Here is a 25,035-nt window from a genome sequence, read left to right on the forward strand (position 1 = left end):
AGGAGTCACAGAGTCACAAAGTCACAGAGTCAGGAGAAAGAAAATTCTTTTCTGACCCCTTATTTAGTCCCTGTTCCCTCTTCCCTATTACATCGATTGACTAATGAATAAAAATCCTACTTGCAATAAACCGACAACAAAACCTAAAACACCACCTAAAGTTACAATTGCTTGTAATTCATTTCTGACAATTCCCTCAATTGCATCTTCCAATTCAGCCGGTGAAGTAGCTTTTACTCGTTCTACAATTACTTGATCTATAGATAAAATCGGAATTGCTTGCTGCACAATAACTTCCAAATCTTGAGTTAAATACTTCTCTAAAATTACTGCCAAATCCCGCGCTACAACTTCTAAAGAAGTATTGACAACTGGTGAACTACTTAACCGATTGAGTAAGACAATAGAAATTCTTTCCCAGTCAGCCGATTCTGTTAATTCTTTGAGCAAATCGCTACCACTATTTTGCAGATATTGACGCACATTATCTCTAATAGTTTTTCTCAGTTGCCGCACTGTACCAACCGGGAGATTTTGTAAAGATAAATTTTCTAATACTTCCTTAATGCGATCGCGCATTTTTAAATCTTTAATTAATTCTTGCAATCTTTTGTTCGTTGCTTCCTTTTCATCTAAGCAAAATGTCCGCAATCGAGTCAGAGTGTTCTTTAATCCAAATAGATTTGCTACTACCCAATAAGTACCACTGGTTTTTTCTCGAAAGCTTTCATCAATAGTTTGAATTGTGCGATCTGTTAAAAAATCAATGATAACTTGTCGTAACCTATCGGGAGGTAAAACTATCTCTAATAACCAATCAGCTAACCGGATAGATTGTTCTTCACTGAGTTGAAACTCTAGTAATACTTTGTCAAATATTTGGTTAATTTGCGTTTCTAAAAATGTTTCTTGTCGCGCTAAAACCTTCAAAAGACGAGGTAAAGATTCACCCAATAAATCACGCAAAATTCCCGCCAAAATCTTAGTGCTACGAGGATTTTTATCACCTTTAACTTGATCAACTACTAGACGTAATAACCAGAAAATCCCGCCCTGTAGCCGTTCAGGTTGCAGGAGTTTCCGCGCCAGATTTTGGATTTCTTCTGGAGTCAAGAGCGACTTCATAATCGCATTAGCAATATTTTGTCCTAACCGTTCCTGATTGCTAGGAATTAAACCAGGAGTAAACGGTACTTTTTGTCCCAAAATATAAACTGCTTTATAGGGACGAAATAACATTTTTATGGCTATGTCGTTGGTATAATAGCCAATTAATCCACCCAAAATTGGGGGAGATATATATAATAGAATTCGAGACAAATCCACAGGTTTTTGGATTGGGTGATTGGTAATTGGTAATCGGTAGAAGTTTTTTTAATTTTTAATTTTTAATTTTTAATTACTTACTACCAATACTCCCATCATATCGTTAGCAATGGGATAGTGTGTAACATCCACAAAACCAGCTTGACGCGCTAACTCTATTTGCTCCTTCCCAGTGGGGAAGCGGTCTAAACTAGGGCTAATATAAGCATATTCGTCTTTTAAGCCTAAATTAGTGGCCATGGGAACTACACAATTATTTAAATACCACTGTTGCACAGCGCGTAACTGTTCATTGCTGGGACGATGAAAATCTAAAATTGCAGCTTTTGCTCCTGGTTTGAGAACACGGTGTATTTCTTGAAGACTACCAGGAATATCTTTAACATTTCTTAATCCATAGCCCATAGTAGCTGCATCAAAATAATTATCATCAAAAGGTAAATTTAATACATCTGCTTCTATCCAAGTAATAGGAGGTTGGGGATAGGATTTTTTGCCGCGTTCTTGAGCAAAATTCAGTAAATTAGCCGAAAAATCAACTCCATAAACTTGGCCTGTCATTCCTACATGGCGTGCTAACCGAAAAGTTAAATCACCACTACCGCAGCACAAATCTAAGCTAGTATTACCAGATTTGGCTGCGCTCCATTTGACTGTCATTTCTTTCCAAATGCGGTGTTGTCCCCAGCTTAACTGATCGTTAAGTTGGTCATAAACAGGAGCAATACGATTAAATATAGTCTGAACTTCGTTACTCATTTTTGAGGGAATAGGGAATAGGGAATAGGGAACAGGGAATAGGGAATAGGGAACAGGGAATAGGGAATAGGGAATAAAGGAAGGAATTTTCTTATTTGTTCTTTTCCATGACTCCTTCCTGGGCGCAGGCCCTGCGCCCCTACCTCTTGCTATTCTGTTTTAGAAGAGCAACAACTACTACTAGCAAGGAAAATCGCTAATAATTCTACTGTTGACATCCTCCCCACCCTACTCCGTAGAGGGTGGGGATTCCAAAGATCACTCTTTGGGCTTCCTCTTTCCACGAGTTGATTTGCTTGAAGGAGTTTCCCCACTCAAGTATTGATCAGTCTCTCCAGAGGCGTTAGTTCCGACGTGACCCGCCGTACTCAATCCTTTTTCTAATATGTTACGCGCTGCGTTCCAATCACGGTCTTGGATATGCCCACAATGAAGGCATACATGGGTTCTGATACTCAGGGTTTTTTTCACCACTTCACCACAATTCGAGCAGTTTTGTGAGGTGAAATGAGGCGGCACCGCAACCGTGACTGCGCCAAACACTTTACCAAAATACTCAACCCATTCACGGAACAAAGTCCACGCTGCGTCACTAATCGACTTGGCAAGGTGTCTGTTCCTTACCATATTCCGCACTTTCAAATCTTCATACGCCACGAGGTCGTTAGACTTCACTACGCACCTTGCTGTTTTTACAGCAAAGTCTTTACGTTGGCGACTTACTTTGAGGTGCTTACGTGCCAGTTTATTTCTAAACTTAACTCTATTTTGAGAACCCTTTTTTGTCTTGGACATCCGGCGTTGCAACCGTTTTAAAGACTTCTCACTCTGGCGAAGATGTCTAGGATTGGCGATTGTTTCACCGTTACTATCGGTGTAGAAATGGTTCAAGCCCACATCAATACCAATAGTTTTACCCGTTGGCTCATGCTTTTCGAGTCGTTCTTGGTCAATGCAAAACTGAGCATAATACCCATCAGCCCGACGCACCACTCGCACTCTTTTAAACTGTTTAAGTTGGTAGAAGTGCAAGTCACGGGTTCCCCAAAGTTTAAATGTTCCTGCTTCAAATCCATCGGTGAAAGTGATGTACCTGCGGTCGTCAGAAAGTTTCCAACCACAGGTTTTGTATTCAACAGAACCGTGTGTTTGTTCTTTCTTAAACTTTGGAAAACCTTTCTTCCCTGGTTTGCTTTTCTTGCAGTTATCAAAAAACCTAGCAATAGCAGACCACGCTCTTTCTGCACTGGCTTGTCTGGCCATTGAGTTTAATTTGGATACCCAAGGAAACTCAATATTAGCAGCAAGTACAGCGCAGAATTTATTTAGGTCATAGCGTCCAATGCCCTGATTGTCCATCCAGTATCTCAGGCAACTATTCCGCACAAAACGAGCAGTTCTAATCGCTTCATCAAGCGCTCGATACTGTTCGTCAAGTCCTTCAAGTTTTGCCTCAAATACGATCATTTATGTCTAACTTTGGTACATAAATAGTATATCATGATTGTTAAAAACTTAGCTACTATGCAGATTCTATTTCGCTAACGCTCAATATTGATCTGCCTAGTGCTGCGTTTTGAACCGCTTTACATCCCCCGCCTGGGAGACCCTGAGACGGGAGTCTTACAGCGATTCGATAAATCCATTTGTCCATGGGCATACCGCAACTGATCTGTGCGCTGCTTGAGCGAATCATAGCTTTCTGCGGCTTTTTGGACTACAGCCTTTAATTCTCCTGCGTTCCACGGTTTAGTGATGTATTTATACACCTGTCCAGCGTTAATTGCTTCTACCGAATCTTCAATATCAGTAAACCCAGTCAGAATTATTCGCACTGTATCGGGAAATTGTGGTAGAGTCCGACTAAGGAATTCCGTACCTTTCATTTCTGGCATCCGTTGATCGGAGATAATGACTGCTACTTCCCCTTCCTGTGCCAATAGTTGTAAAGCCGTGACTCCACTATCAGCCTTTAGCACCTGAAAATCACGGCGAAATGTTCGATACAGTAGATCCAGATTATCTGGTTCATCGTCAACCACTAGGATTTTGAGTTTTTTGGGACTTTCCAGGGTAGTCAGTTGACGGCGAACTTTGTCAAGTTCAATATTGGGATTATCCATATTTATAGTCGTGTTATTTTCTATTTTGTTATATTTTGTACCTGTATGATATTAAGAATAGCACTAAAAAACCAAGTAAGATACAAAGTTGTTTGATACACTAATTTTACAATTATATATCATGGTTATTTTCTGCTGATATTCTTATCAGCAATAAGTCAAAATACAGATAAGAGAAGAAAATAGTTTCCCAACTTCATATTTCTTTACATTCATCAAACAGTATTAACTTGAAAAACGCACTTTTTAATAATTATGACCGAAATACAGCCCAATCTTCAAAATCCTGAACAGGAAACAGCACAGACAGCAACAGAATTATTAGTCAAACTGAGACAAAAACAAGGTACTTGGGTGGAATGGGGACAAGCGATCGCCTACCTGCAAAAAAACGGTTACAATCCCCAAGATATCTTTGAAGCCACAGGATTTGAACAGATTCAACAAAATCAAGTCATTGTTGGCTCTCAGGTTTACCATTCTATGGAAAAATGTGGCTCATCGCCAGAAACATTAGCATATTACCAGCACAAAAGCAGTGATGTGTTATATGAACTACGTGGGTTAACCCAAGAAGACCGGGCTACCACTGCCGACTTAACCTGTCAATACAAGCTTGATGCCGATGTAGTCAGGGATATAGCTAAAGCCGTTAAAGATTATTCTTGGTTTGCTAATTTACCAGAAGGTTTCAGTAAACATCCAGGAGATGCGATCGCTTACCAATCGTGGAAGTATGCTAAACAAAAATCTGACTTATCAGAGCGATCGCGCTTAATTGCCAAAGGTTTACGCTTTGTTCACTCCGAAACAGCGAGAAAACAACTAGAACAACTATTAATGGATTTTAGCGTTACTCCCAAACTAGCGCCCCCCATTCTGCCATTTTATCGTCTGGAAATTGACGAAGACTTACCCCGGATTTTACCAGTAGTAGGTGAATTGCCATTAACACCACAGGAGTTAAAAGCCGTCCCCTTTATTACCGAAATTCAACCATTCCGCATTGTTAAATTTGCCGGAGAACAAGCTTGGGTATCCTTACCAGGCTGGAAAGTGTTACTAAATGCAGAAGATCCTGTAGTCGTCATTGGGAATAGCGATATTTTCCCCAACCCCCATCAAAACAAAATTGAACCAATTATGATCGTCATAGATCGCGCCCAAAGAGAATGGGATATTTCCAACTATTTTGTATTTGAGAACGGCGATAGTATTGACTTTCAATGGTTTGAAACTGCACCAGCAATTCCCCTATTAGGAAAAATGATTGTCTTGGTTCGTCCTAAGAAAATTTTCGATGAAGAATATGCCAAAGATGCTTGGCAAATTGATGAATAATGTCGTAGGGGCATAGGGTTTATGCCCAGAACAAGCCCCGCTGGTTAGAAACCGCATCTATACAAACAAAGTCTACCTGCGTGGACTAAGAAAGAATACTTATTTTCAACCCACGGAGGTGGGTTTCGCCTGTGTAGATGCCGTTTCTAACCGCCGATTTAATCTTAATATTAGCTTGTTTTTAACCCACGGAGGTGGGTTTCGCCTGTGTAGATGAGGTTTCTAACCGCTGCGCTATCACGAAAAACTTTTATAACAACATTGTTGGGTAACATGAGCGTCAACCCAATCTACGATATTTATAAATTCTAAATTTCAATTATGTCAGATTCTCTAATTAATGCCGAAATATTGCCACCATCACCGCTTGCTAAATTAAAGGAAAATATCGCTGTCATTCGCGCCCAATTGCGTCCAGGACAAACACAAATGGCGGATTGGCAGGTGGGTCCATTGGCGGTGTCTGCTGTGCCTGGGGCGGGCAAATCTACGGGAATGGCTGCGGCTGCGGCGATCGCTATTGCTCGTCAATATGAGTATTATTTAAATACAGGCAATAAGGATTATAAACAGTTAATCGTTGTCACTTTCACCCGTTCTGCTACTGCCAATATTAAATTAAAAATTCGGGAAAACTTAAAAAAATTATCTTTACCACAAACAGGATTTGCCGTTTATACTTTGCATGGTTTAGCTTTAATTATCGCTAGTCGCCATCCTAATTTATCAGGGTTACAGTTAGAAAATGCGACTTTAATCACACCAAATCAAAGCCATAAATTTATTCGCACAGCAGTAGAAAAATGGATTACTAATTATCCAGAACTTTATCTGCGGTTACTTGCAGGAAAGGAATTTGATGGAGAAGAAACTGAAAAACTTCGTCGTCAGTCCGTGCTGCGAACGGAAATATTACCAGATTTAGCTTACACCGTGATTCATGAAGCTAAAAGTTCAGGAATATCACCAAAAGATTTATTAGAGTGGAGTGAAAAAACTCAAGATAAATATGGAATTTTAAAAGTAGCAGCGGGATTATATAAAGAATATCAAAACTTAATGCAGTTGCAGGATTTCATTGATTACGATGATATGATCTTAGGGGCTTTAAAAGTTTTGAGAAATCCCAGTACCTGCCGGATTGAACAAAGCAAAGTTTTTGCTGTTTTTGAAGATGAAGCTCAAGATTCTAGCCCTTTACAAACAGATTTATTAGAAATCCTCGCTAGTCAAGAATATGCAGATATTTTAGATAAATCAGCTTTGAATTTAATTAGAGTTGGTGATCCTAATCAAGCCATTAATTCAACCTTTACACCTGCTGACCCTATTTATTTTCGGGAATTTTGCGAAGATTGTCAAAGTAAAGATAGACTAGCCGAAATGGATCAAGCTGGGCGCAGTACACAAATAATTATTGATGCTGCTAACTTTGCTTTAGAATGGGTAAATAGTCAGGATTTTGCTAAAACTAAATCAGAACAAGCACCATTTAGAAATCAGAAAATTCAACCAGTTAATCAACCAAATGGAAATCCGCAACCTGTGGGACAGGGATTAGAACTTCATACCCCTAGAGATATTCATCATACAGTTGAATTACTTTCCCAAAGAGCGATTGAGTTATTTACAGAAAATCCTCAATCTTGTGCAGCCATATTAGTTCGAGAAAATCGCCAAGGTAGATGGTTAGCTGCTGCTTTAGAACCGATATGCAAAGAACATAAAATTAAACTTTATGATGTAGGAGAAAAAGAACGCCGTTCTCATGTTCCTCAAGAAATTCTTTCCTTATTGCAGTTTTGCGAGCGCCCCCATTCTCCCGATTATCTCAAAGCTACTTTAGATGTTCTGGTCGAACGGCAATTAATTCCTACTCAAGATATTAACACTCTAGCTAGTTTACCGGAAGAATTTTTATATCCAGGTCCTTTAGCCCCACCGCAAACAGAAATAGTGCAAAAAGTGGCTCATCTTTGTCGCAGTTTACTTCGTGCTTATTTAGAATTACCATTTTATCAAATAATTTCTTTTTTTGCCTTAACTTTAAAATATGATCAAGCCGAATTAGCCACTGCTGACAAACTTGCAGAACGGGTAAATCAGCAAATTTTTGGGAATAGTTCTATGGGGGCAATGATATCAGCTTTAAGTGAAATTGTCAGTTCTGAAAGATTTGAATCTGTAGAACCAGAAAATATAGAAGAACAATATACCAAAGCAGGGCAATTAACAATTATTACCATGCACAAAGCCAAAGGGTTAGACTGGGATTATGTATTTTTGCCTTTTCTCCATGAAAACTTAATTCCTGGCAGATTTTGGATTCCCCCCCAAGGTCAATTTCTAGGTGATTTTACCTTATCAGAAGTTGCCCGCGCCCAAATTCGTGCCGGACTGCACAAAAAACCCATCCCTGATATTAACCAAGCTTGGGAAGAATCAAAATACCTGAAAATGGCGGAGGAATATCGGTTACTTTATGTGGCTATGACTAGAGCGAAAAAACTTTTATGGATGTCTGCGGCGCAAAAAGCGCCCTTTACTTGGAGTAAACCGGACAATTTACAAACATCAGCCCCTTGTCCGGTTTTTGCAGCTTTAAAACGGCATTTTGTTCACTGAAAATTACTTGTATCTCAGGTCTAAAGACACTGAGCTTTACACATACCGAGTAAAGATATTACTTAAGATTTTGCCCAGGTGGGAATGGATGAACGCGCAGCAGCTATGGCATGAAAAAATGCAAATAGCCTGTGACTAGCTTGACCATAATCTCGGTATTTTTGGAGATCAAAAGATTTTAATTCTTTTTCTATTACGTCTTCGACATCAGCAGATAACTTTAACCTACTTTCATTGAAATAACATTCGGTTAAAAATAGGAATTTCTCAACATTAATTTCGTTGGTTTCCCATTGAATCTCCACAGGAAACGCATAGTTTTTTTCTAATGTTCCACCATGATAAACATTTTCTACAAGCTGATTGCCGATAATATATTTAACTTTATGGATGTCAGCCAATCCTAGCAAATCATCAGCAGTTGGTTTCAATCCCAGACGACGGCGGAACATAGAATCAATAATTTCATACTTACTATTGTCTGGAAATACTGTGACAACTACTGCTGCAATGCCTTCGATATTGCCATAACATCCAATGATGTTTTTACTTTCTTCACCGCTAACAAATAAGATATCCATAAGTAGTTAGACAAAATTAATGATAGGGAATCGAATTGTGCGAATTCTCCAGGATGAAACTTAACATGAAAAACTCAATCCCGATAATCTATCAGATTTTCTCCATATTCTTATCTATCTGTGGGTGGTTTTTTGCAAAACTTCCGGTGAGTACAGCTTAATCAAACCACGGTAGTTTTAACTACTCGTCTGGTCATTGAGCTTGTCAATAGCGTAGCGTGTATTTTTGTCGAGTAACAAATTATTTGTCGTTATAACAAAATAATGTCGTTAAAGTTAAAAACGCTGAAATTCTCACTGCATAAGTGTTTACAGCGTTTTTATTATTAAACCATTTACTCAGATATTTAACATTTTAATTGTCGTTATCTATTATAATAACATATTGTACGTCGCCTTTTAGTTTTTCCTGATTCTAAAATTTTTTTAGCATCATAACAAATTAACTGTCGCTTTTTAGGGTAAGAGGTGATATCATAGTTAAATGTTAATACATTTATATTAACAAATACATTCTGTACCCCAAGAAGGTTGGATGTACCCGCACAATAGCGAACTACTATTTTGTCTAAGTCCCACTATGGATGAAATACCTATCTTCAATCAAGACAACGAATCTCTGCCATTTGATGACAACAATGATTTGGCAGAAATTCAGAATGATGAGCCAGAAGAAACAAACGTAATTATTACAGAACTTTCGGCTGAAGCAAAACTCAAGATGGAAGTGATTCAAGGTCTACTTGAACCATGTGATCGCAAAACCTATGGTCAGAAATTAAGAGTAGCAGCAGAAAAACTGGGTAAGACTGTCAGAACTGTCCAGCGTCTAGTTAAGAAGTATCAACAAGACGGTCTATCTGCAATTGTTGACACTGAGAGAAATGATAAAGGCAGTTATCGGATAGACCCTGAGTGGCAAAAATTTATTATCAGCACTTTTAAAGAAGGTAATAAGGGTAGTAAAAAAATGACTCCGGCTCAAGTAGCAATCAGGGTACAAGTCAGAGCAGGACAGCTAGGTTTAGAAGATTACCCCAGTCACATGACAGTTTACAGAGTTCTTAACCCTATTATTGAGCGTCAAGAGCAAAAACAGAAAGTACGGAATGTTGGATGGCGGGGGTCACGAGTATCCCACAAAACTCGTGATGGGCAAACCTTAGATGTACATCATAGTAATCATGTTTGGCAGTGTGATCATACAAAACTAGATGTCATGTTGGTTGATCAATATGGTGAGCCTTTGTCTCGCCCTTGGTTCACCAAAATTACAGATAGTTACTCTCGTTGTATCATGGGTATTCATTTGGGCTTTGATGCACCAAGTTCTCAAGTGGTAGCCCTAGCATTACGCCATGCTATTTTGCCAAAGCAGTATAGTGCGGAATACAAACTTCATTGTGAATGGGCAACTTATGGTGTACCTGAAAATCTTTTCACTGATGGTGGCAGAGATTTTCGCTCAGACCACTTAAAACAGATTGGTTTCCAATTAGCCTTTGAGTGTCATCTGCGAGATCGCCCCAGTGAAGGTGGTATTGAAGAACGTAGTTTTGGCACTATCAATACAGAATTTCTCTCTGGTTTCTATGGTTATCTAGGCTCTAATATTCAGGAACGGTCTAAGACGGCAGAAGAAGAAGCTTGCTTAACTTTACGGGAACTACACCTATTATTAGTTCGCTACATTATTGACAACTATAATCAGCGTCTTGATGCACGTACAAAAGAGCAATCAAGATTTCAAAGATGGGAAGCAGGATTACCTGCTCTACCCAAAATTGTGAAGGAGCGCGAATTAGATGTCTGTTTGATGAAAAAAACTCGACGCAGTATTTACAAAGGTGGATATCTCAGCTTTGAAAATATTCTGTATCGAGGAGACTACCTAGCAGCTTACGCTGGAGAAAGTGTTGTACTCAGATATGATCCCAGGGATATTACAACTGTTTGGGTTTATCGAATAGATAAAGGGAAGGAAGAGCTTCTTTCTGCTGCTCATGCGTTGGATTGGGAAACAGAGCAATTATCTTTAGAAGAGGCTAAAGCTGCTAGTCAAAAAGTGCGTTCTGTGGGTAAAACACTCAGCAATAAATCCATTTTGGCAGAGATACACGATAGAGATACTTTCATCAAGCAAAAGAAAAAGACTCAGAAGGAACGCAAAAAAGAAGAACAGGCTCAAGTTCATCCTGTTTATGAATCCATCAATCTCAGTGATACAGAACTGGTAGAAACTCCAGAAGAAACGCCTAAAACCCAAGCACCACAATCTCGAAGACCTAGAGTTTTCAACTATGAACAACTACGTCAAGACTATGATGAGTAGTTTTTAATTCAATTCACAGATTAATTCTAGTAATACTTATCCAAGCAACGCAAATCATGAAAGACGATTATTGGCAGAAATGGGTACAAAATTTATGGGGAGATGAACCAATTCCAGAGGAATTACAGCCAGAAATTGAACGTCTTCTGGCTCCCAGTATTGTGGAATTAGAGCATATACAAAAAATCCATGATTGGTTAGATGGTTTGCGTCTTTCCAAACAATGTGGTCGAATTGTTGCACCTCCACGAGCAGGTAAGTCGGTTACTTGTGATGTGTATAGACTATTAAATAAGCCACAAAAAAGAGGAGGTAAAAAAGATATTGTACCTGTTTTGTATATGCAAGTTCCAGGAGATTGCTCATCGGGTGAATTATTAGTTCTTATCCTGGAAGGTTTGAAATATGAGTCAACTACCGGAAAACTTACTGACATCAGAAGACGGGTACAAAGACTACTCAAAGAATCCAAGGTAGAAATGCTAATTATTGATGAAGCAAATTTTCTCAAGTTGAATACTTTTAGTGAAATTGCCAGAATTTACGACTTGCTGAGAATTTCCATTGTTCTTGTTGGTACGGACGGTTTGGATAATCTAATTAAAAAAGAGCCTTACATTCATGATCGATTTATTGAATGTTATAGATTACCATTAGTATCAGAGAAAAGATTTGCTGAATTAGTAAAAATTTGGGAAGAAGAGGTTTTATGTTTGCCTCTTCCTTCTAATCTCACAAGAAATGAAACTTTATTGCCTTTGTATCAAAAAACAAGTGGAAAAATTGGTTTGGTGGATCGGGTATTGAGAAGAGCTTCAATCTTAGCCTTGAGAAAAGGATTGAAGAAAATAGATAAAGAGACTTTGACTGAAGTTTTAGATTGGTTTGAATAATGGAAATTGCTGCGGATGAACCTCGTTTTTTTGAGGTAGAACCCCTGGATGGAGAAAGTTTAAGTCATTTCTTAGGTCGCTTTCGCCGAGAAAATTATTTAACCTCTACCCAGTTGGGTAAATTGACTGGACTCGGTGCAGTTATTTTATGTTGGGAAAAGTTGTATTTCAATCCTTTTCCTACTCCACAAGAGTTGGAGGCTTTGTCCTCTGTGGTGGGAGTTAATGCTTATAGGTTAATGGAAATGCTCCCATCTCAGGGAATGACGATGAAGCCTAGACCAATTAGGTTATGTGCTGCTTGCTATGCAGAATCTCCTTGTCATCGGATGGAGTGGCAGTTAAAGGATAAAATCAGGTGCGATGGCTACACTGGACGAAGACATCCCCATAATTTACGCTTGTTAACGAAGTGTACTAACTGTGAAACACCTTTTCCTATTCCCGCAGATTGGGTACAAGGCGAATGTTCTCATTGTTTCCTACCTTTTGCAACAATGGCTAAACGCCAAAAGCGTGATTAGGAACTTTTGAACAACAAGAAAGAGACATGAAGCCAACCACGTCTCTAATGATGATGGTAAAGTAGTTTCTATGGTTGAAGTGGGATGAGTTCCTGTAAATAAATTGACATCTATCAGCTTTTTATTGCCTTCTCTTTCACCCATTGTTTAAATAGCTGAACTTTGCATATCTAAAAACACTGAGAGAATACCACTGGGAAATAAGCGAGGTAAGTTATATAAAAACGAAGTTTTACCACAGCGCCGGGGACCATGTAAAACCAGGGTGGGACGGTCATTGTTTAAAACTCGACTAACAACTTCATCAGCAAATCGCTGACGACCTTTAAACAAATCTTTTTGGTTAAGGCGCACTGGATTACCGTATTGGAAGGGATTAATTAGTTCACCTTCAGAGAGTTTACGTTGTTCATTTTGTTCCAGTTCAATCACTCTTTGCCAACGTTCCAGTACAGGTGTCCAACGTTTAATAGCTTCGCTTTTAAGTCCCAGTGATGGTAATTGAGCGTTTAACATAACAATATTATTATTAATTCGTTCTAATCCCCGTTCTCGTAAGGCTATATTTTTATTTTCCAGTGCGGACTGAATATCTCTCACAATAGTTTGTAAGCGAGGCAGCAAGATAGAAAGTTCGGGGTTTACTTTTGGTAATGGTGTTTCTGGAGTGGGATTGTCGCTGTCAGAATCAAAATGATAGAAGGGGGAAATTAGGAAGGGTAAGATAGGATGATCTGAGTTAGCAGTAAAGAGTAGTTCTGGAATACTTTGAATCTGCTTGAGTTGGTCAGCGACAATTTGCGCTAAGGCATTTTGTAGGGTGATTTGAAATCCAGGTAAGGAAAAAGTTTGGGTATATTGAAAGATGTTTAAAGCTTGTTGAGGATTGCTACGAAAAGCAGAAATGAAAAGCTGATCATGATTAGGTAATGCTAAGGGTAGCCAGAGAAACTCACTGGTATAGGGAGGTAATTGGTAAAGTAATTGTAATGGTTGAAGGCGGAGTCGATTAATAATTGATGTAAGAAAACTAAAAGGAGCTAAGAAAAAATAGTCAATTATTCTGTAATAGTTACATAAAGTCACAGGGATAACGAATGCTGAAGACAATCCTAAATCGTCAGCAGAAAGAACTATTAAAATTACTGTAGAGGAGATAAACACCCAGTTGTTACTCGCTGATACAAGAGCATTAATCTTTCTTGGTTACTAGCGATCGCTTCAAATTCATCCAATAAAATAATTAAACGATACCCTTCATTTAGCAACTCTTGTAAACCATCTTCTACTGCAAAACCATCCTCATTATCTTCCCTTAACCAAGGATAATTACACGTTAGTTTATTAATCCCTCGCCTTAAACCTTCAATCAGCCCTTCTGGAGTATGAAAATTTTTATTTGTTAAATCTAAGGAAACAACTAACGGCTTTTGTTGCACTGAACAAAATTCGTTGATTCTTTCTTTGATATATCGCAGTAGGGAAGATTTACCATTGCGTCGCAAACCCACCAAATTTACACATTGGGGACTAACTGCACCAATACGATTTTTAATATCTAAAATTTCCTTTCTCCGTCCGTAAAAACGTTGTGGAGGCACAGGAAGACCATATTCAAATGGATTTTCACCCTTCGGCTTTCGCTGATGAAATTGTTGATTCTGGAGGAAAATACCTGGAAACTTTTCTTGAATAACTTGGGATGAAACCGCACGTCCTCCTAAATCGGTACTTTCATCACGAGAAAGATGTACAATACCACAAACTTTTCCTGTTTGTAAGTTCAGCAAAGGCGAACCACTAAAACCAGAAATAATTTGTCCTTGCTTTAATTTATATAGAGTAATATCTTGTTTAAAACTTATTCCTTCATATTTAAAACTGGCTGAATCTCCTTGAGAATAATCAACTTCGCTATTCTTGGGATAGCCAAAAATATATAACCCACATTCCGCACTTCAAAAGTAGTATAAGCAAACTACATTAAGAGCCAATTAAAACTTATGATTTTAACAATCAAGTATCAATGAAAAATAAAATTATCAACGCAAAGAATTAAGCTTTTATTGGGTTTTAAAAGCTATTTCAACAACAATATTTAATTGGATGTGTGAATCAAATCTCAAAAAATTAACCGATAAGACCGTAAAACCAGAGAGAAAAACTAAGACAATAAATAATATTTTTGACAAGCCCTAGGTAGGAATTGCAAGATATGAAAATGCGAATCCGTTAAATTAAGAATTCGTTGAAATCCTTGTGTCATCAAAAGATGAATACCTTGGAAACATTGAAATATCCATCTTAATGTAGGAGATTCTGTGGGTCTATTCAGTTGATTTTTAACTGTGGCTTTTTGTGCCTTCAATGACATTCTTAATTGTCTTTGTCCTAAATTATAAACCAAAAGGCATAATGCCATTAACATCATCATTGTCTCTACTCTTTCAGGATTTTTCACAAACAGACTATCCGCGAAAAATAACGGGTCTTTGATAAATCTAAATCCTCTTTCTGTAGATTGTTGTTCTTTATATATTTTGAGGATTTCTTCTGACTCTAACTCAATCGTATCCAAAATATTGGTGGCTAAAATAAATCTGCCACAAGAGTTTTGCTGTTGTGTAATTAACTCCTGATTTTCTCTTAATTTACATTTCACTCTATAAACTGTTGTTTTCCCTTGATTGGTTTGAGTAATTTCCCAGTCTGATATTTGATGATATTTTAATTTGGCTGTTATTTCTTCGATTTTTAATTCTGTCAAAGATTTATCTGGAAATTCTTCCTGTTCTAATTTCGCTACTTGTTTGTTAACTTTCAAAAACTCTTCTTGGATTTTTTTGTCTAGTTTATTTAAGTCTGCTTTTTTCCTCTCTGCACTTTCTACTAATAACCATCTTTGCTCTATTCCTCCATAAGATACTTTCTCTTCGAGATAGCTATAACCCTTTATTTTAGAGGCTTTCAGGTCATTATTTATGAAGGCTTTCACTAAATTTTTCGCTTTTTTAATGGATAATGGTACTCGAGTTATCCATTTCATGTTCGACATTAATTTTAAGTTACTTTCGCTATACAATGCACTGTCAGCCACCATGATACTTTCAAAATCTACTTGTTTAGAATATTCTACTAAGATGTGAGCGAATACTGCTTTATCTGATTCGTTTCCTGATGCTCCTCTGAAAAATAATGGTATATCTCCATCACTACTTACTATTAAATCTAATATACATTGTTTTAAGTCGGGGCGATGGTCACGGGAATACCCCTGTGTGATATTAATCGGATTTTCTTTGTTTATTCCTAATTCTTTCTCTGGATTATTGAGGCAATTATCATATTTTCCATGTAAATGTAATGAGCTTGAGTCTAAATGGGAATATTTTGTGTCTATTCCATATTTCTTTACTACTTCTAAGGCAATGATTAAGAATAATTTAGTTAAGCCATATTTGTAAAGTTTATCCATGACTCTACCTATTTTATCGTCATTTAAATCTTCCGCTTTTATCCCTCCTCCTATTAAATGTTCTACGGCTTTGTCTTGAAAGAATTCTGGAAATAAATATAGTGGTCTTGATACAAAACCTAGTCTATTGAGAATAATTGCTTTGACTACTTCTCAATAGTTTACTTTCTCTCTACTATCCACCGAAAATATTTCATTGATTTTTTCTACTATTCCTATCTCATCTATTATTCCTGTTATTATTCCTAAGTGATCTATATTTTTACTCTCAATATCTTCTTGTTGGTAATTCATAATATGAAGGCATTTTTATGTAATTCAGTCTCATTCTCTCATTTTTTCCTGAATTTATGATCAATGCCTTATGAATTTCTATTTAGTAGTCAAATGGAAATTAATGTCTATATTTTTACTGGCTTAATTGCGTATTTGTGTTTAGCCCTCTATGCTGCTTATGATACTTGTATATGTACTACAAATTGAAGTGCGGAATGTGGGATAAAGGAATTACTAATCCTCAAGTTCCTGAAAACATCCGTTATTTACTACATACCTACTCAGATATGTCGGCGATCATTACTGGTTCGCGGCGTTTGAAGCGGTTGCGAGAAGAATACTGGTCAGTGCTATTTGGTTTTGGATATCAAATTGGTATTAGTGCCTTGCCACTAGATGCAGCAAAAAATCTAGTAACTGAACCTGTGAAGGGTCGATTGCAATTTCTACCTGAAGCCCGCGATCGCATCGTCAACCTGTGTGCCTGCCAACCTTTTTTAATCCAATCATTGTGTACTCGTATATTTGAGCAGACAAAGCGTCAAGCTGAAAGAACCGTTACATCTACTTTGGTTGAATCAGCAGCAACCACAATGGTAGAAGACAATGAACATTTCCGCACACTCTGGAATTATGCAGGAACTGAGCGCCGACGCATGATTTTGGCAATTTGTCAGCGTTTTGCTGGGGGTGATGATCCAACAAACCTCGATTTTTTAGAAACGAAATTTGAGGAATTTGGGGTTCCTGTGCCTCAAAAACGAGGGCTAGGTGAAGATTTAGACTTTTTAAGAGAATTAGAATTAATTGAGTTCCACTCCACACAGGGTCGAGAGGCTTATTCTCTCTCTATTCCACTAATGGAGAAATGGATTCAGCGTCATGTTGATTTTGAAGACCTTAAACGGGAAGCAATCAAAGAAAGTGAGGAGATATTGTAATGACTGAGTTTTATCAAGTGCTGGGTGGGAGTGTTCCAAAACTGTTGGGGCGGGAAAAAGTGCTGGCAAGCTTAGAAAGCCATTTGCTTAAGCCAACGCCTGATCATGTATCAGTTATTGGGTTTGCTCGTTATGGAAAAAGTGTATTACTTAATCATTTGGCAGATAAGTACCGTGACAGGAATGACTATTTTACAACTGCTTTATACATTGATTTCCGTCACACAACACCCACAACTGATGAGGAGTTCAGACACTGTTTTGCTAAGGGTGTTAAATCAACTATCGAGCCATTTAGACCAGAGGTGGCAGAGTATATCGAATTGACAGACAGTAGTAGCATTCATGAACTACTGGATTTTGCATTTGCGGAATTAGACAGAAATGGGGATAGCCTGCTTGCTGTTCTAGATGGATTCGATCACGTTCTTGCTGCTTCTGCTATTACCAGAATGCTGTGGGACAATATGCGAACGCTGGCACTTCACTCCAGTTTGACTCTGGTTACAGGTAGTCGTCGTCCTCTTCGCGAACTTTGTGCTTCTGAGGAATCGCAATCCTCGGACTTTTGGGAAATTTTTTATGATACGCCTTTAGAAATCAGCAAGCTTGAAGATTCTGACTGGGAAGGGTTTCTAGAACCCATGCTAGAGAAAAAAATTACAATTGAATCTGCGGCAAAAGAAGAAATTGTTATCTGGACTGGAGGAGTTCCCCTACTTGCTGCTGCACTGATGCGTGACCTTTTTCAAGAAACTGCTGAAGGTTCTACGCTATCGAATATTGATGTTGAGCGCATTGCTGAAAAAATGGTTGTTAGTCAGTCCAACTTCTTATTAGCACTGTGGGATGACTGTAGCGATGAAATGAAGAGTGATTTAGCTTCGGCTGCGGAACGAGGAATTCCTCAAAATCAATTACCGCACAGCAGAAAATCTGAATTAGAAAAAAGAGGTTTTCTCCAAGCCACGGGAGGCACTTTAAAACCAGCTTGTAAGATTATTAAGGAGTATGCTCGCCTAAGAACTCCAGGAGTTAACGATCTTTATCGCTTGTTTGGTATGGGTAATGCCTTTGACGAAAATATTCCAGGCACACTCGGACTGCGATTTGCACAAATTTCACAGGTTGATCCAGCCCTCAGCAACTATGTACGCATGGCTATTCGAGACTTATCTCCATCACCTGAAGGCTCACTCGTTTGGATGCGAAATATTGCAAAACGGTCACTGCAATTAATTTGGGAAAAGGAATTACCTCGCGATCGCTCAATTCCTCAGAACTGGATAAACGAATGGCAGCGATCCGGTGAGTGGAGAGATGGTTTGTTGGATTCTGGTAGGCTGCTTCCTGTAAGTGATGGAAGGCAATGTAGCATCTTGCGCCTTGCAACTGGTACACAAGATTCCCATCCTGTTACCAAGTACATTACCAAAACCACTTATGTCTTAGTTAATCATATTAAGTCCATTGGTGACTTTGGACAACATCGAGAAAACCAAGATTTTGTAAATATAGGAACTGCTGCCTCTTTTTGCATGAGTGCGATCGCTCTTTGCGAAAGCCTGTACAATGACCTGAATCGCCCATAAATACGTAAGTATCTTGATGAGAGTGATCGCTGTTAGCAATATGTGAGAGTCCTTATTTGGAATACTCACAACCAAGCTTTTAACCACAAGTCACCAAAAAATGCGATCGCTACCCTCACTATAAGCATCGCACTTTTAACTCCCCTTAGTGGATTATCTATATAAATCCTGGTTTGCCTTACAGAAACGAAGAAAGAACCAAATAGAAGGGAAACAGGGTTGGCTAAAAATGCTCAAAAGTGATCAAGAACTTGAGCAAGAAAGTCAATCTAGCTTAGACGTAATCCGTACTAAAGCTACTGAACTTCTTAGCAAATTTACCCCTCAGTCCGATAGCGAAGCGCTCCGTAGGAATCAAAATGACAAACAGAAAAAGGTAAAAAAGACTAAAAAACCCACAAAAGCCAAAACATCTTCAGTTTTCAAAATTCTTCTAAACACTTATGAAGAAACAGAAGAACCTCTTACTCGTTGCGCTTTAGCATATCTACTCAAAAATAACTGTCAAATTAGTGAACTGGATGAAAACCCAGAAGAATTTACTAGAAATAAACGCAGAAAAGAAATAGAAATTGAGCGATTAAAAGATCAACTCCAAAGTCGCATCCCCAAAGGTAGAGATTTGACAGGAGAAGAGTGGTTAGAAACCTTAGAAATTGCTACCTTGAATGTTCCGCAAAATGAAAATGAAGCAAAAGCATGGCAAGCAGCACTTTTAAGAAAAACTGCTAATGTGCCATTTCCTGTGGCTTACGAATCTAACGAGGATATGACATGGTTCAAGAATGATAAAAATCGTCTCTTTGTGCGGTTCAATGGCTTGGGAAAACTTACCTTTGAGATTTACTGCGATAAACGTCATTTGCACTACTTCCAACGCTTCCTAGAGGATCAAGAAATTCTACGCAATAGTAAAAGGCAACACTCAAGCAGTTTGTTTACTCTACGCTCAGGAAGAATTTCTTGGTTGCCAGGTGAAGAAAAAGGTCAAGCTTGGAAAGTAAATCAACTCAATTTCTATTGTTCTTTAGATACTCGGATGCTGACTACCGAAGGAACTCAACAGGTAGTTGAGGAGAAAGTTACAGCAATTACCGAAATTTTAACTAAAACAAAACAGAAAGATGATCTCAACGATAAACAACAAGCTTTTATCACTCGTCAGCAATCAACACTGGCTCGAATTAATAACCCTTTTCCTCGTCCCAGCAAACCTAATTATCAAGGTAAATCCTCTATCTTAATAGGTGTTAGTTTTGGACTAGAAAAACCAGTCACAGTAGCGATGGTAGATGTTGTTAAAAATCAAGTTATAGCTTATCGGAGTATTAAACAACTACTTGGTGAACACTATAATCTTCTGAATCGTCAGCGACAACAACAGCAACGCCTATCTCACGAACGCCACAAAGCCCAAAAACAAAATGCACCCAACTCTTTTGGTGAATCAGAATTAGGACAATATGTGGATAGATTGTTGGCTGATGAAATAATTGCGATCGCCAAAACTTACCAAGCAAACAGCATTGTTTTACCAAAACTGCGTGATATGCGGGAGCAAATCAGTAGTGAAATTCAATCCAGAGCAGAAAACAAATGCCCTGGTTACAAAGAAGGCCAACAGAAATATGCCAAAGAATATCGAATAAACGTTCATCGCTGGAGTTATGGACGATTAATAGAGAGTATCAAATCCCAAGCAGCACAAGCCGGAATTGCAATAGAAACTGGAACACAGCCAATCAGAGCGAGTTCACAGGAAAAAGCACGAGATTTAGCTGTCTTTACCTATCAAGAACGTCAAGCTGCACTAATTTAGTTTACTAATCCGAACCTTGAAAATATAATATAGATACAATAGTGCCGTAGTTCATGCTCCTTGGAGTCTCTGTACTATGAAAAATCTGGCTTAGTTTGGCAGTTGGAAGACTGTCATGCTTTCTGAGCCTGGTAGCTGCCCGCTTCTGATGCTGCTGTCGCAAGACAGGATAGGTGCGCTCCCAGCAATAAGAAGTAAGGCTTTTAGCCATAGTCGTTATTTATAACGATGTGGATTTCCACAGTGGTGGCTACTGAATCACCCCCTTCGTCGGGGGAATCCTCCCAAATTTTTTTTTTGGCGAACCATCAGCGGGGTCAAAAACCCTGGGGATCTGCCAAAACATTGAATCCCTTGTCCAGTATTGATTTGACTCATTTGAAGAGTGATGAATGTCCTCTATTGAAAGCAAAAAAACAGATTTTTTAACAGGTTTGCCAAAATCGCATCTGGAAACCTGTATTGGCAAGGGTCTAGACGGGCGCGGTTTCAACTACCATCCCGACTAGGGGTGGGTTGAAAGAAATCTGCGTTAACTGATGCGTTTATGTCATTTGTGTTTCAACTACCATCCCGACTAGGGGTGGGTTGAAAGCAATTATTCCGGTGGTAGTGAACCCGCCGATGGTTAAGTTTCAACTACCATCCCGACTAGGGGTGGGTTGAAAGAATTCACCTTACTCTCAATACCTGTCAACCTGGATTCAAGTTTCAACTACCATCCCGACTAGGGGTGGGTTGAAAGTAGATAATGATTTTTTCCCGCTGGAGACTGCCTCAAGTTTCAATTACCATCCCGACTAGGGGTGGGTTGAAAGAAGAAACCGGGACAAAAACAGTTTTTCAAAAAAGTTGTTTCAACTACCATCCCGACTAGGGGTGGGTTGAAAGAATGGACGCTGCGATCGCTAGTTAAGGAGGTTTGGATTTAAAATAGTTACAAAATAGAGTTGATTATGGGAGGATTGAAAGGAGTGCTGCGATCGAACCAATAATAGAACCAATATATTAATCATTGGTTCATCATGGATGATTTTCAACGACATTATTGTGTTAACAGTTGAAAAAATGACTTCGGCGACACTAATTTGTTAACAGAGACATAAATTTGTTAATAACGACATGAATCTGTTAACGACGACAAATAATTTGTTATTCGACAGTACAAATGGAGAATAGGAGACTCGAACCCCTGGCCTCTGCGGTGCGATCGCAGCACTCTACCAACTGAGCTAATTCCCCAGGCATACTATATTTTAACACTCATAGAACAATAGATTGCACATTTTTTTCTAAAAAAACTTCCTGTACTCGTTGTAAATCCAAATCAATCAAATAATCAATTGTCCAATTAGCTTGACGTTGTAACATATGGAAAGGATAAGTATTCGCTACACCTACCACTTGCATTTGAGCGCGTTTAGCTGCTTGAATACCGACTGGAGTATCTTCAATCACTAAACACTCATGAGGTTGCAGGTTTAATTCTGGATATGCCTGATTTATCCGGTCAACTGCCAGTAAATAACCCTCTGGATTGGGTTTGTTACTGCTGATATCATCCCCCGACACAATCACAGGAAAATATTCCGCTAATTTAGCAGATGTCAACACCATTTCTATCTCTAGGGATAAAGCATCACTAACTAACCCCAATTTGAGATCACGGGAACGAATTTGAAAAATCACATCATCAATTCCCGAATACAAAGGCAATTTTTCCAGCTTCTCCAATTCCAGCACATAAGCTTGAGCTTTGCGGGTGAGTAACTGAGTCATATACGCTTCTGTCACCACCCTACCACGACTTTTTAGCAGGTTTTGCAGATAAGCGCGATGACTTATCCCTAAATAGTCTTCACGTTCTTTTACCCGTTGAGGTTGAAGATTTTCCTGTATAAGAATCTCATCTATCAATTGAATATGGATTGATCCATCTTTAATAATGACACCATTAAAATCAAATAAAACTGCCTTTAAACTCATAGTGCAAACTGGGAACAATCCTCCAGATTATGATTATTCATTTTGGTATCTGGGGAAAGATGACCAGAGTGAATTATCGGAATACATTTAAGATTAACTCATTTTTGTAGATATAGCTTGACAGAATAACAATTTATGTAGTATAAATGTAGTACAAAAGGATTATGCTAAAGATTTCCTAGAGAAACACCACTCATAGGGAGTTTTTCACAAAATCTCAAATCTATCATTAAAATTATGCCCTACGAACAATTAGGAATTACCACACCCCACCCGGTTTTATCTTGGGCAAATCATTCATTAGGCTCAGATGAAACTAAAATGGCTAAAAATGTAGCCTCATTACCATTTGTATTTAAGCACGTGGCTTTAATGCCCGATGTTCACTTAGGAAAAGGGGCATTAGTTGGTTCAGTTATTGCTACTAAAGATGCCATTATTCCTGCGGCTGTGGGGGTGGACTTAGGTTGCTTTGTTGGAGAAACATTGATTCCTTTAGTTGATGGAAAATCTTATCAAATAAGAGAATTAGCTGATAAAAATGCAGAATTTATAGTTTATGCCTGTACACCAACAGGAAAAATTGTAGCTGCTAAAGCTAATGCAAAATTAACAAGAAAAAATGCGTCCCTTGTTAAAGTAATTTTAGATAACAATGAAGAGATTATCTGTACTCCAGATCATCAATTTATGCTTCGAGATGGCAGTTACCAAGAAGCACAATTACTGCAAACTGGTACTTCTTTAATGCCTTTTTATTCCCAAGTTGATAAAGATGGTTATACACTCATATCTCAACCATATTCTGGAAGATGGCAAAAGGCACATTGGATGATTGCTCGTTCTGGTTTATTAGGTAAAATTCCCAAATTTGAGGGACAAACAACAGTTATTCATCATTGCAATTTTCATGAATCAGATAATCATCCAGAAAATCTGGAATTCATGGGAGCAAATGATCATTCTGCCTATCATCGTTCTTTAGTAGAAAGTAATCAACATTGGCAGTCTCCCGAATTTGAAGCAAAAAGAAAAGCTGCTATTGCGCGAAAAGCACAAACTCCAGAAGGACATCAATATTATGCTGAACAAGGTACTAAAAATATTCTTCAGTATATGCAGCAGCAACCAGAACATTTTAAAAATGCAGTTGCAGATAATGGAATTCGGGGTAAGCAATATCTAGTCACATATAACAAAAGTGAAAAAGGAAGAGCAAAATCTCAAGAAATTGCCAATCGTTATTACACTTGTGAAATCTGTGGTGCAGAAGTTAAAACACCAATTGGACTACATAATCACCGTCGTAAAGAACATAAATGTAATCACAAAGTTGTCGCAGTAATTCCCCTAAATTACACGGAAAATGTGTATTGTTTGACAGTACCGGAGTATCATAACTTTGCTCTCAAAGCTGGGGTATTTGTTCACAACTGCGGTATGAGTGCTATTAAAACACAATTTACAGGTGAACAATTAGAAGGCAAACTAAAGAAAATTCGCCTCGATATTGAAGCCGCAATTCCCACAGGATTTAATGAAAACAAAGATGTAGAAAAAGCTGTAACTAACTGGCAACGGTGGCGCGATTTTTCTAATTTGCATCGTGGTGTGCAAGATTTAGAAGGTAAAGCGATGAAACAACTGGGTTCTCTCGGTTCGGGGAATCATTTTATTGAGATTTGTCTCGACACAGAAAATCAAGTTTGGTTAATGCTCCATTCTGGTTCTCGAAATATTGGTAATAAACTCGCCCAATGCCATATTAATACTGCTAAAGAATTAGCGAAAATGGCAAATAACAAATTACCAGATCCCGATTTAGCTCACTTTGTCGTGGGGACACCAGAATTTAAAGCCTATTGGGAAGACTTACAATGGGCGCAAAATTACGCACTTTTTAACCGTGATGTCATGATGTCACGATTTAAAAAGATTGTCGAAAAACATATTAATGGAGGGAAAGTTACCAAACCTTTATTAGAGGTAAATTGTCATCACAATTACGCCGAAAAAGAAGTACATTTTGGTGAAAATGTGTATGTCACTCGGAAAGGTGCAGTTCGCGCTCAAACCGAAGATTATGGGATTATTCCTGGTTCAATGGGAACAAAATCTTTCATTGTTAAAGGTAAAGGAAATGCCCATAGTTTTTGCAGTTGCAGTCATGGGTCCGGGCGCTTAATGTCAAGAAGTAAAGCCAAAAATATCTATACTCTTGATGATTTAATCGAGCAAACTCAGGGGGTAGAATGTCGTAAGGATACGGGAGTTTTAGATGAAATTCCGGCTGCTTATAAACCCATTGAACAGGTAATGGCAAACCAATCTGATTTGGTGGAAATTGTAGCAACTTTGAAGCAAGTTCTTTGTGTTAAAGGGTAAATTGTCTGATAGCGAAGCGTGGCGCAAGCCATATCAGGATATCCAGGATTTAAGGAT

Annotated in this window: 15 protein-coding genes, 1 tRNA gene, 3 pseudogenes and 1 CRISPR repeat array; of the genes and pseudogenes, 9 read left to right on the forward strand and 10 right to left on the reverse strand. The window is 38.4% G+C overall.

Annotated elements, in window-relative coordinates; genetic code table 11:
- Positions 1-87: 87 nt before the first annotated feature.
- The 4 genes and pseudogenes from EZY12_25175 to EZY12_25190 form a co-directional block, all read right to left on the reverse strand.
- A complete protein-coding gene (locus EZY12_25175; GenBank protein QSX67888.1) occupies positions 88-1,326 on the reverse strand; it encodes a DUF445 domain-containing protein in 1,239 nt (412 codons plus the stop codon).
- Positions 1,327-1,395: 69 nt separating this feature from the next.
- The gene (gene ubiE / locus EZY12_25180; protein QSX67889.1) at positions 1,396-2,085 is read right to left on the reverse strand and encodes a bifunctional demethylmenaquinone methyltransferase/2-methoxy-6-polyprenyl-1,4-benzoquinol methylase UbiE; all 690 of its coding nucleotides are present in this window, start codon (positions 2,083-2,085) and stop codon (positions 1,396-1,398) included.
- A gap of 258 nt (positions 2,086-2,343) precedes the next feature.
- Positions 2,344-3,552 carry a transposase gene (locus EZY12_25185; GenBank protein QSX67890.1) on the reverse strand — a complete coding sequence of 403 codons (1,209 nt, stop codon included), beginning with the start codon at positions 3,550-3,552 and terminating at the stop codon, positions 2,344-2,346.
- Between the two features lie 176 nt (positions 3,553-3,728).
- Positions 3,729-4,208 (reverse strand): annotated as a pseudogene (locus tag EZY12_25190) (response regulator).
- Between the two features lie 255 nt (positions 4,209-4,463).
- Here EZY12_25190 and EZY12_25195 point away from each other — a divergent pair.
- Entirely contained in the window at positions 4,464-5,549 is a 1,086-nt protein-coding gene (locus tag EZY12_25195; protein ID QSX67891.1) for a hypothetical protein, read from the forward strand.
- Positions 5,550-5,870: 321 nt separating this feature from the next.
- Complete coding sequence (locus EZY12_25200; GenBank protein QSX67892.1) at positions 5,871-8,174, forward strand: ATP-dependent helicase; 2,304 nt, start codon at positions 5,871-5,873, stop codon at positions 8,172-8,174.
- Positions 8,175-8,236: 62 nt separating this feature from the next.
- Here EZY12_25200 and EZY12_25205 read toward each other — a convergent pair whose 3' ends face one another.
- The gene (locus EZY12_25205) at positions 8,237-8,755 is read right to left on the reverse strand and encodes a hypothetical protein (GenBank protein QSX67893.1); all 519 of its coding nucleotides are present in this window, start codon (positions 8,753-8,755) and stop codon (positions 8,237-8,239) included.
- Positions 8,756-9,335: 580 nt separating this feature from the next.
- Here EZY12_25205 and EZY12_25210 point away from each other — a divergent pair.
- Genes EZY12_25210 through EZY12_25220 form a run of 3 tightly spaced genes read left to right on the forward strand, consistent with a single transcriptional unit; the run spans position 9,336 to position 12,504 of the window.
- Positions 9,336-11,087 (forward strand): Mu transposase C-terminal domain-containing protein, encoded by a 1,752-nt coding sequence (locus tag EZY12_25210; protein QSX67894.1) that lies wholly within the window; start codon positions 9,336-9,338, stop codon positions 11,085-11,087.
- 56 nt (positions 11,088-11,143) lie between these two features.
- Entirely contained in the window at positions 11,144-11,980 is an 837-nt protein-coding gene (locus tag EZY12_25215) for a TniB family NTP-binding protein (GenBank protein QSX67895.1), read from the forward strand.
- A complete protein-coding gene (locus tag EZY12_25220; GenBank protein ID QSX67896.1) occupies positions 11,980-12,504 on the forward strand; it encodes a hypothetical protein in 525 nt (174 codons plus the stop codon). Before EZY12_25215 ends, EZY12_25220 begins: the two co-directional genes overlap by 1 nt.
- Before the next feature lie 147 nt (positions 12,505-12,651).
- Here EZY12_25220 and EZY12_25225 read toward each other — a convergent pair whose 3' ends face one another.
- The 3 genes and pseudogenes from EZY12_25225 to EZY12_25235 all read right to left on the reverse strand — a co-directional run bounded on the left by EZY12_25225 (position 12,652) and on the right by EZY12_25235 (position 16,273).
- Complete coding sequence (locus EZY12_25225; GenBank protein ID QSX67897.1) at positions 12,652-13,668, reverse strand: hypothetical protein; 1,017 nt, start codon at positions 13,666-13,668, stop codon at positions 12,652-12,654.
- Positions 13,647-14,294: an ATP-binding protein gene (locus tag EZY12_25230; protein ID QSX67898.1), complete on the reverse strand. Its 648-nt coding sequence runs from the start codon at positions 14,292-14,294 to the stop codon at positions 13,647-13,649. Before EZY12_25230 ends, EZY12_25225 begins: the two co-directional genes overlap by 22 nt.
- Positions 14,295-14,668: 374 nt before the next feature.
- Positions 14,669-16,273, reverse strand: a pseudogene (locus EZY12_25235) (IS1634 family transposase).
- A 173-nt stretch (positions 16,274-16,446) separates the two neighbouring features.
- On the opposite strand from EZY12_25235, the gene EZY12_25240 reads away from it, so the two are divergent.
- The 3 genes and pseudogenes from EZY12_25240 to cas12k all read left to right on the forward strand — a co-directional run bounded on the left by EZY12_25240 (position 16,447) and on the right by cas12k (position 20,607).
- Positions 16,447-17,196 (forward strand): hypothetical protein, encoded by a 750-nt coding sequence (locus EZY12_25240; GenBank protein QSX67899.1) that lies wholly within the window; start codon positions 16,447-16,449, stop codon positions 17,194-17,196.
- A complete protein-coding gene (locus EZY12_25245; protein ID QSX67900.1) occupies positions 17,196-18,788 on the forward strand; it encodes an ATP-binding protein in 1,593 nt (530 codons plus the stop codon). The genes EZY12_25240 and EZY12_25245 overlap by 1 nt, the downstream gene beginning before the upstream one ends.
- A 145-nt stretch (positions 18,789-18,933) precedes the next feature.
- Positions 18,934-20,607 (forward strand): annotated as a pseudogene (gene cas12k, locus EZY12_25250) (type V CRISPR-associated protein Cas12k).
- 486 nt (positions 20,608-21,093) lie between these two features.
- Positions 21,094-21,498: a CRISPR direct-repeat array (repeat unit 37 nt; unit sequence GTTTCAACTACCATCCCGACTAGGGGTGGGTTGAAAG).
- Positions 21,499-21,776: 278 nt separating this feature from the next.
- Here the strand turns inward: cas12k and EZY12_25255 are convergent.
- Both EZY12_25255 and EZY12_25260 read right to left on the reverse strand, forming a co-directional pair.
- Positions 21,777-21,849 (reverse strand) — tRNA-Ala (locus tag EZY12_25255).
- A 21-nt stretch (positions 21,850-21,870) separates the two neighbouring features.
- Positions 21,871-22,593, reverse strand: coding sequence for an HAD family phosphatase (locus tag EZY12_25260; GenBank protein QSX67901.1), 723 nt, complete (start codon positions 22,591-22,593; stop codon positions 21,871-21,873).
- Positions 22,594-22,830: 237 nt separating this feature from the next.
- Here EZY12_25260 and EZY12_25265 point away from each other — a divergent pair, with 237 nt between their 5' ends.
- Positions 22,831-24,978 (forward strand): RtcB family protein, encoded by a 2,148-nt coding sequence (locus EZY12_25265; protein ID QSX67902.1) that lies wholly within the window; start codon positions 22,831-22,833, stop codon positions 24,976-24,978.
- Positions 24,979-25,035: the final 57 nt, after the last annotated feature.

Origin of the sequence: Dolichospermum sp. DET69, from assembly GCA_017355425.1 — a bacterium.
Lineage (GTDB): Bacteria > Cyanobacteriota > Cyanobacteriia > Cyanobacteriales > Nostocaceae > Dolichospermum.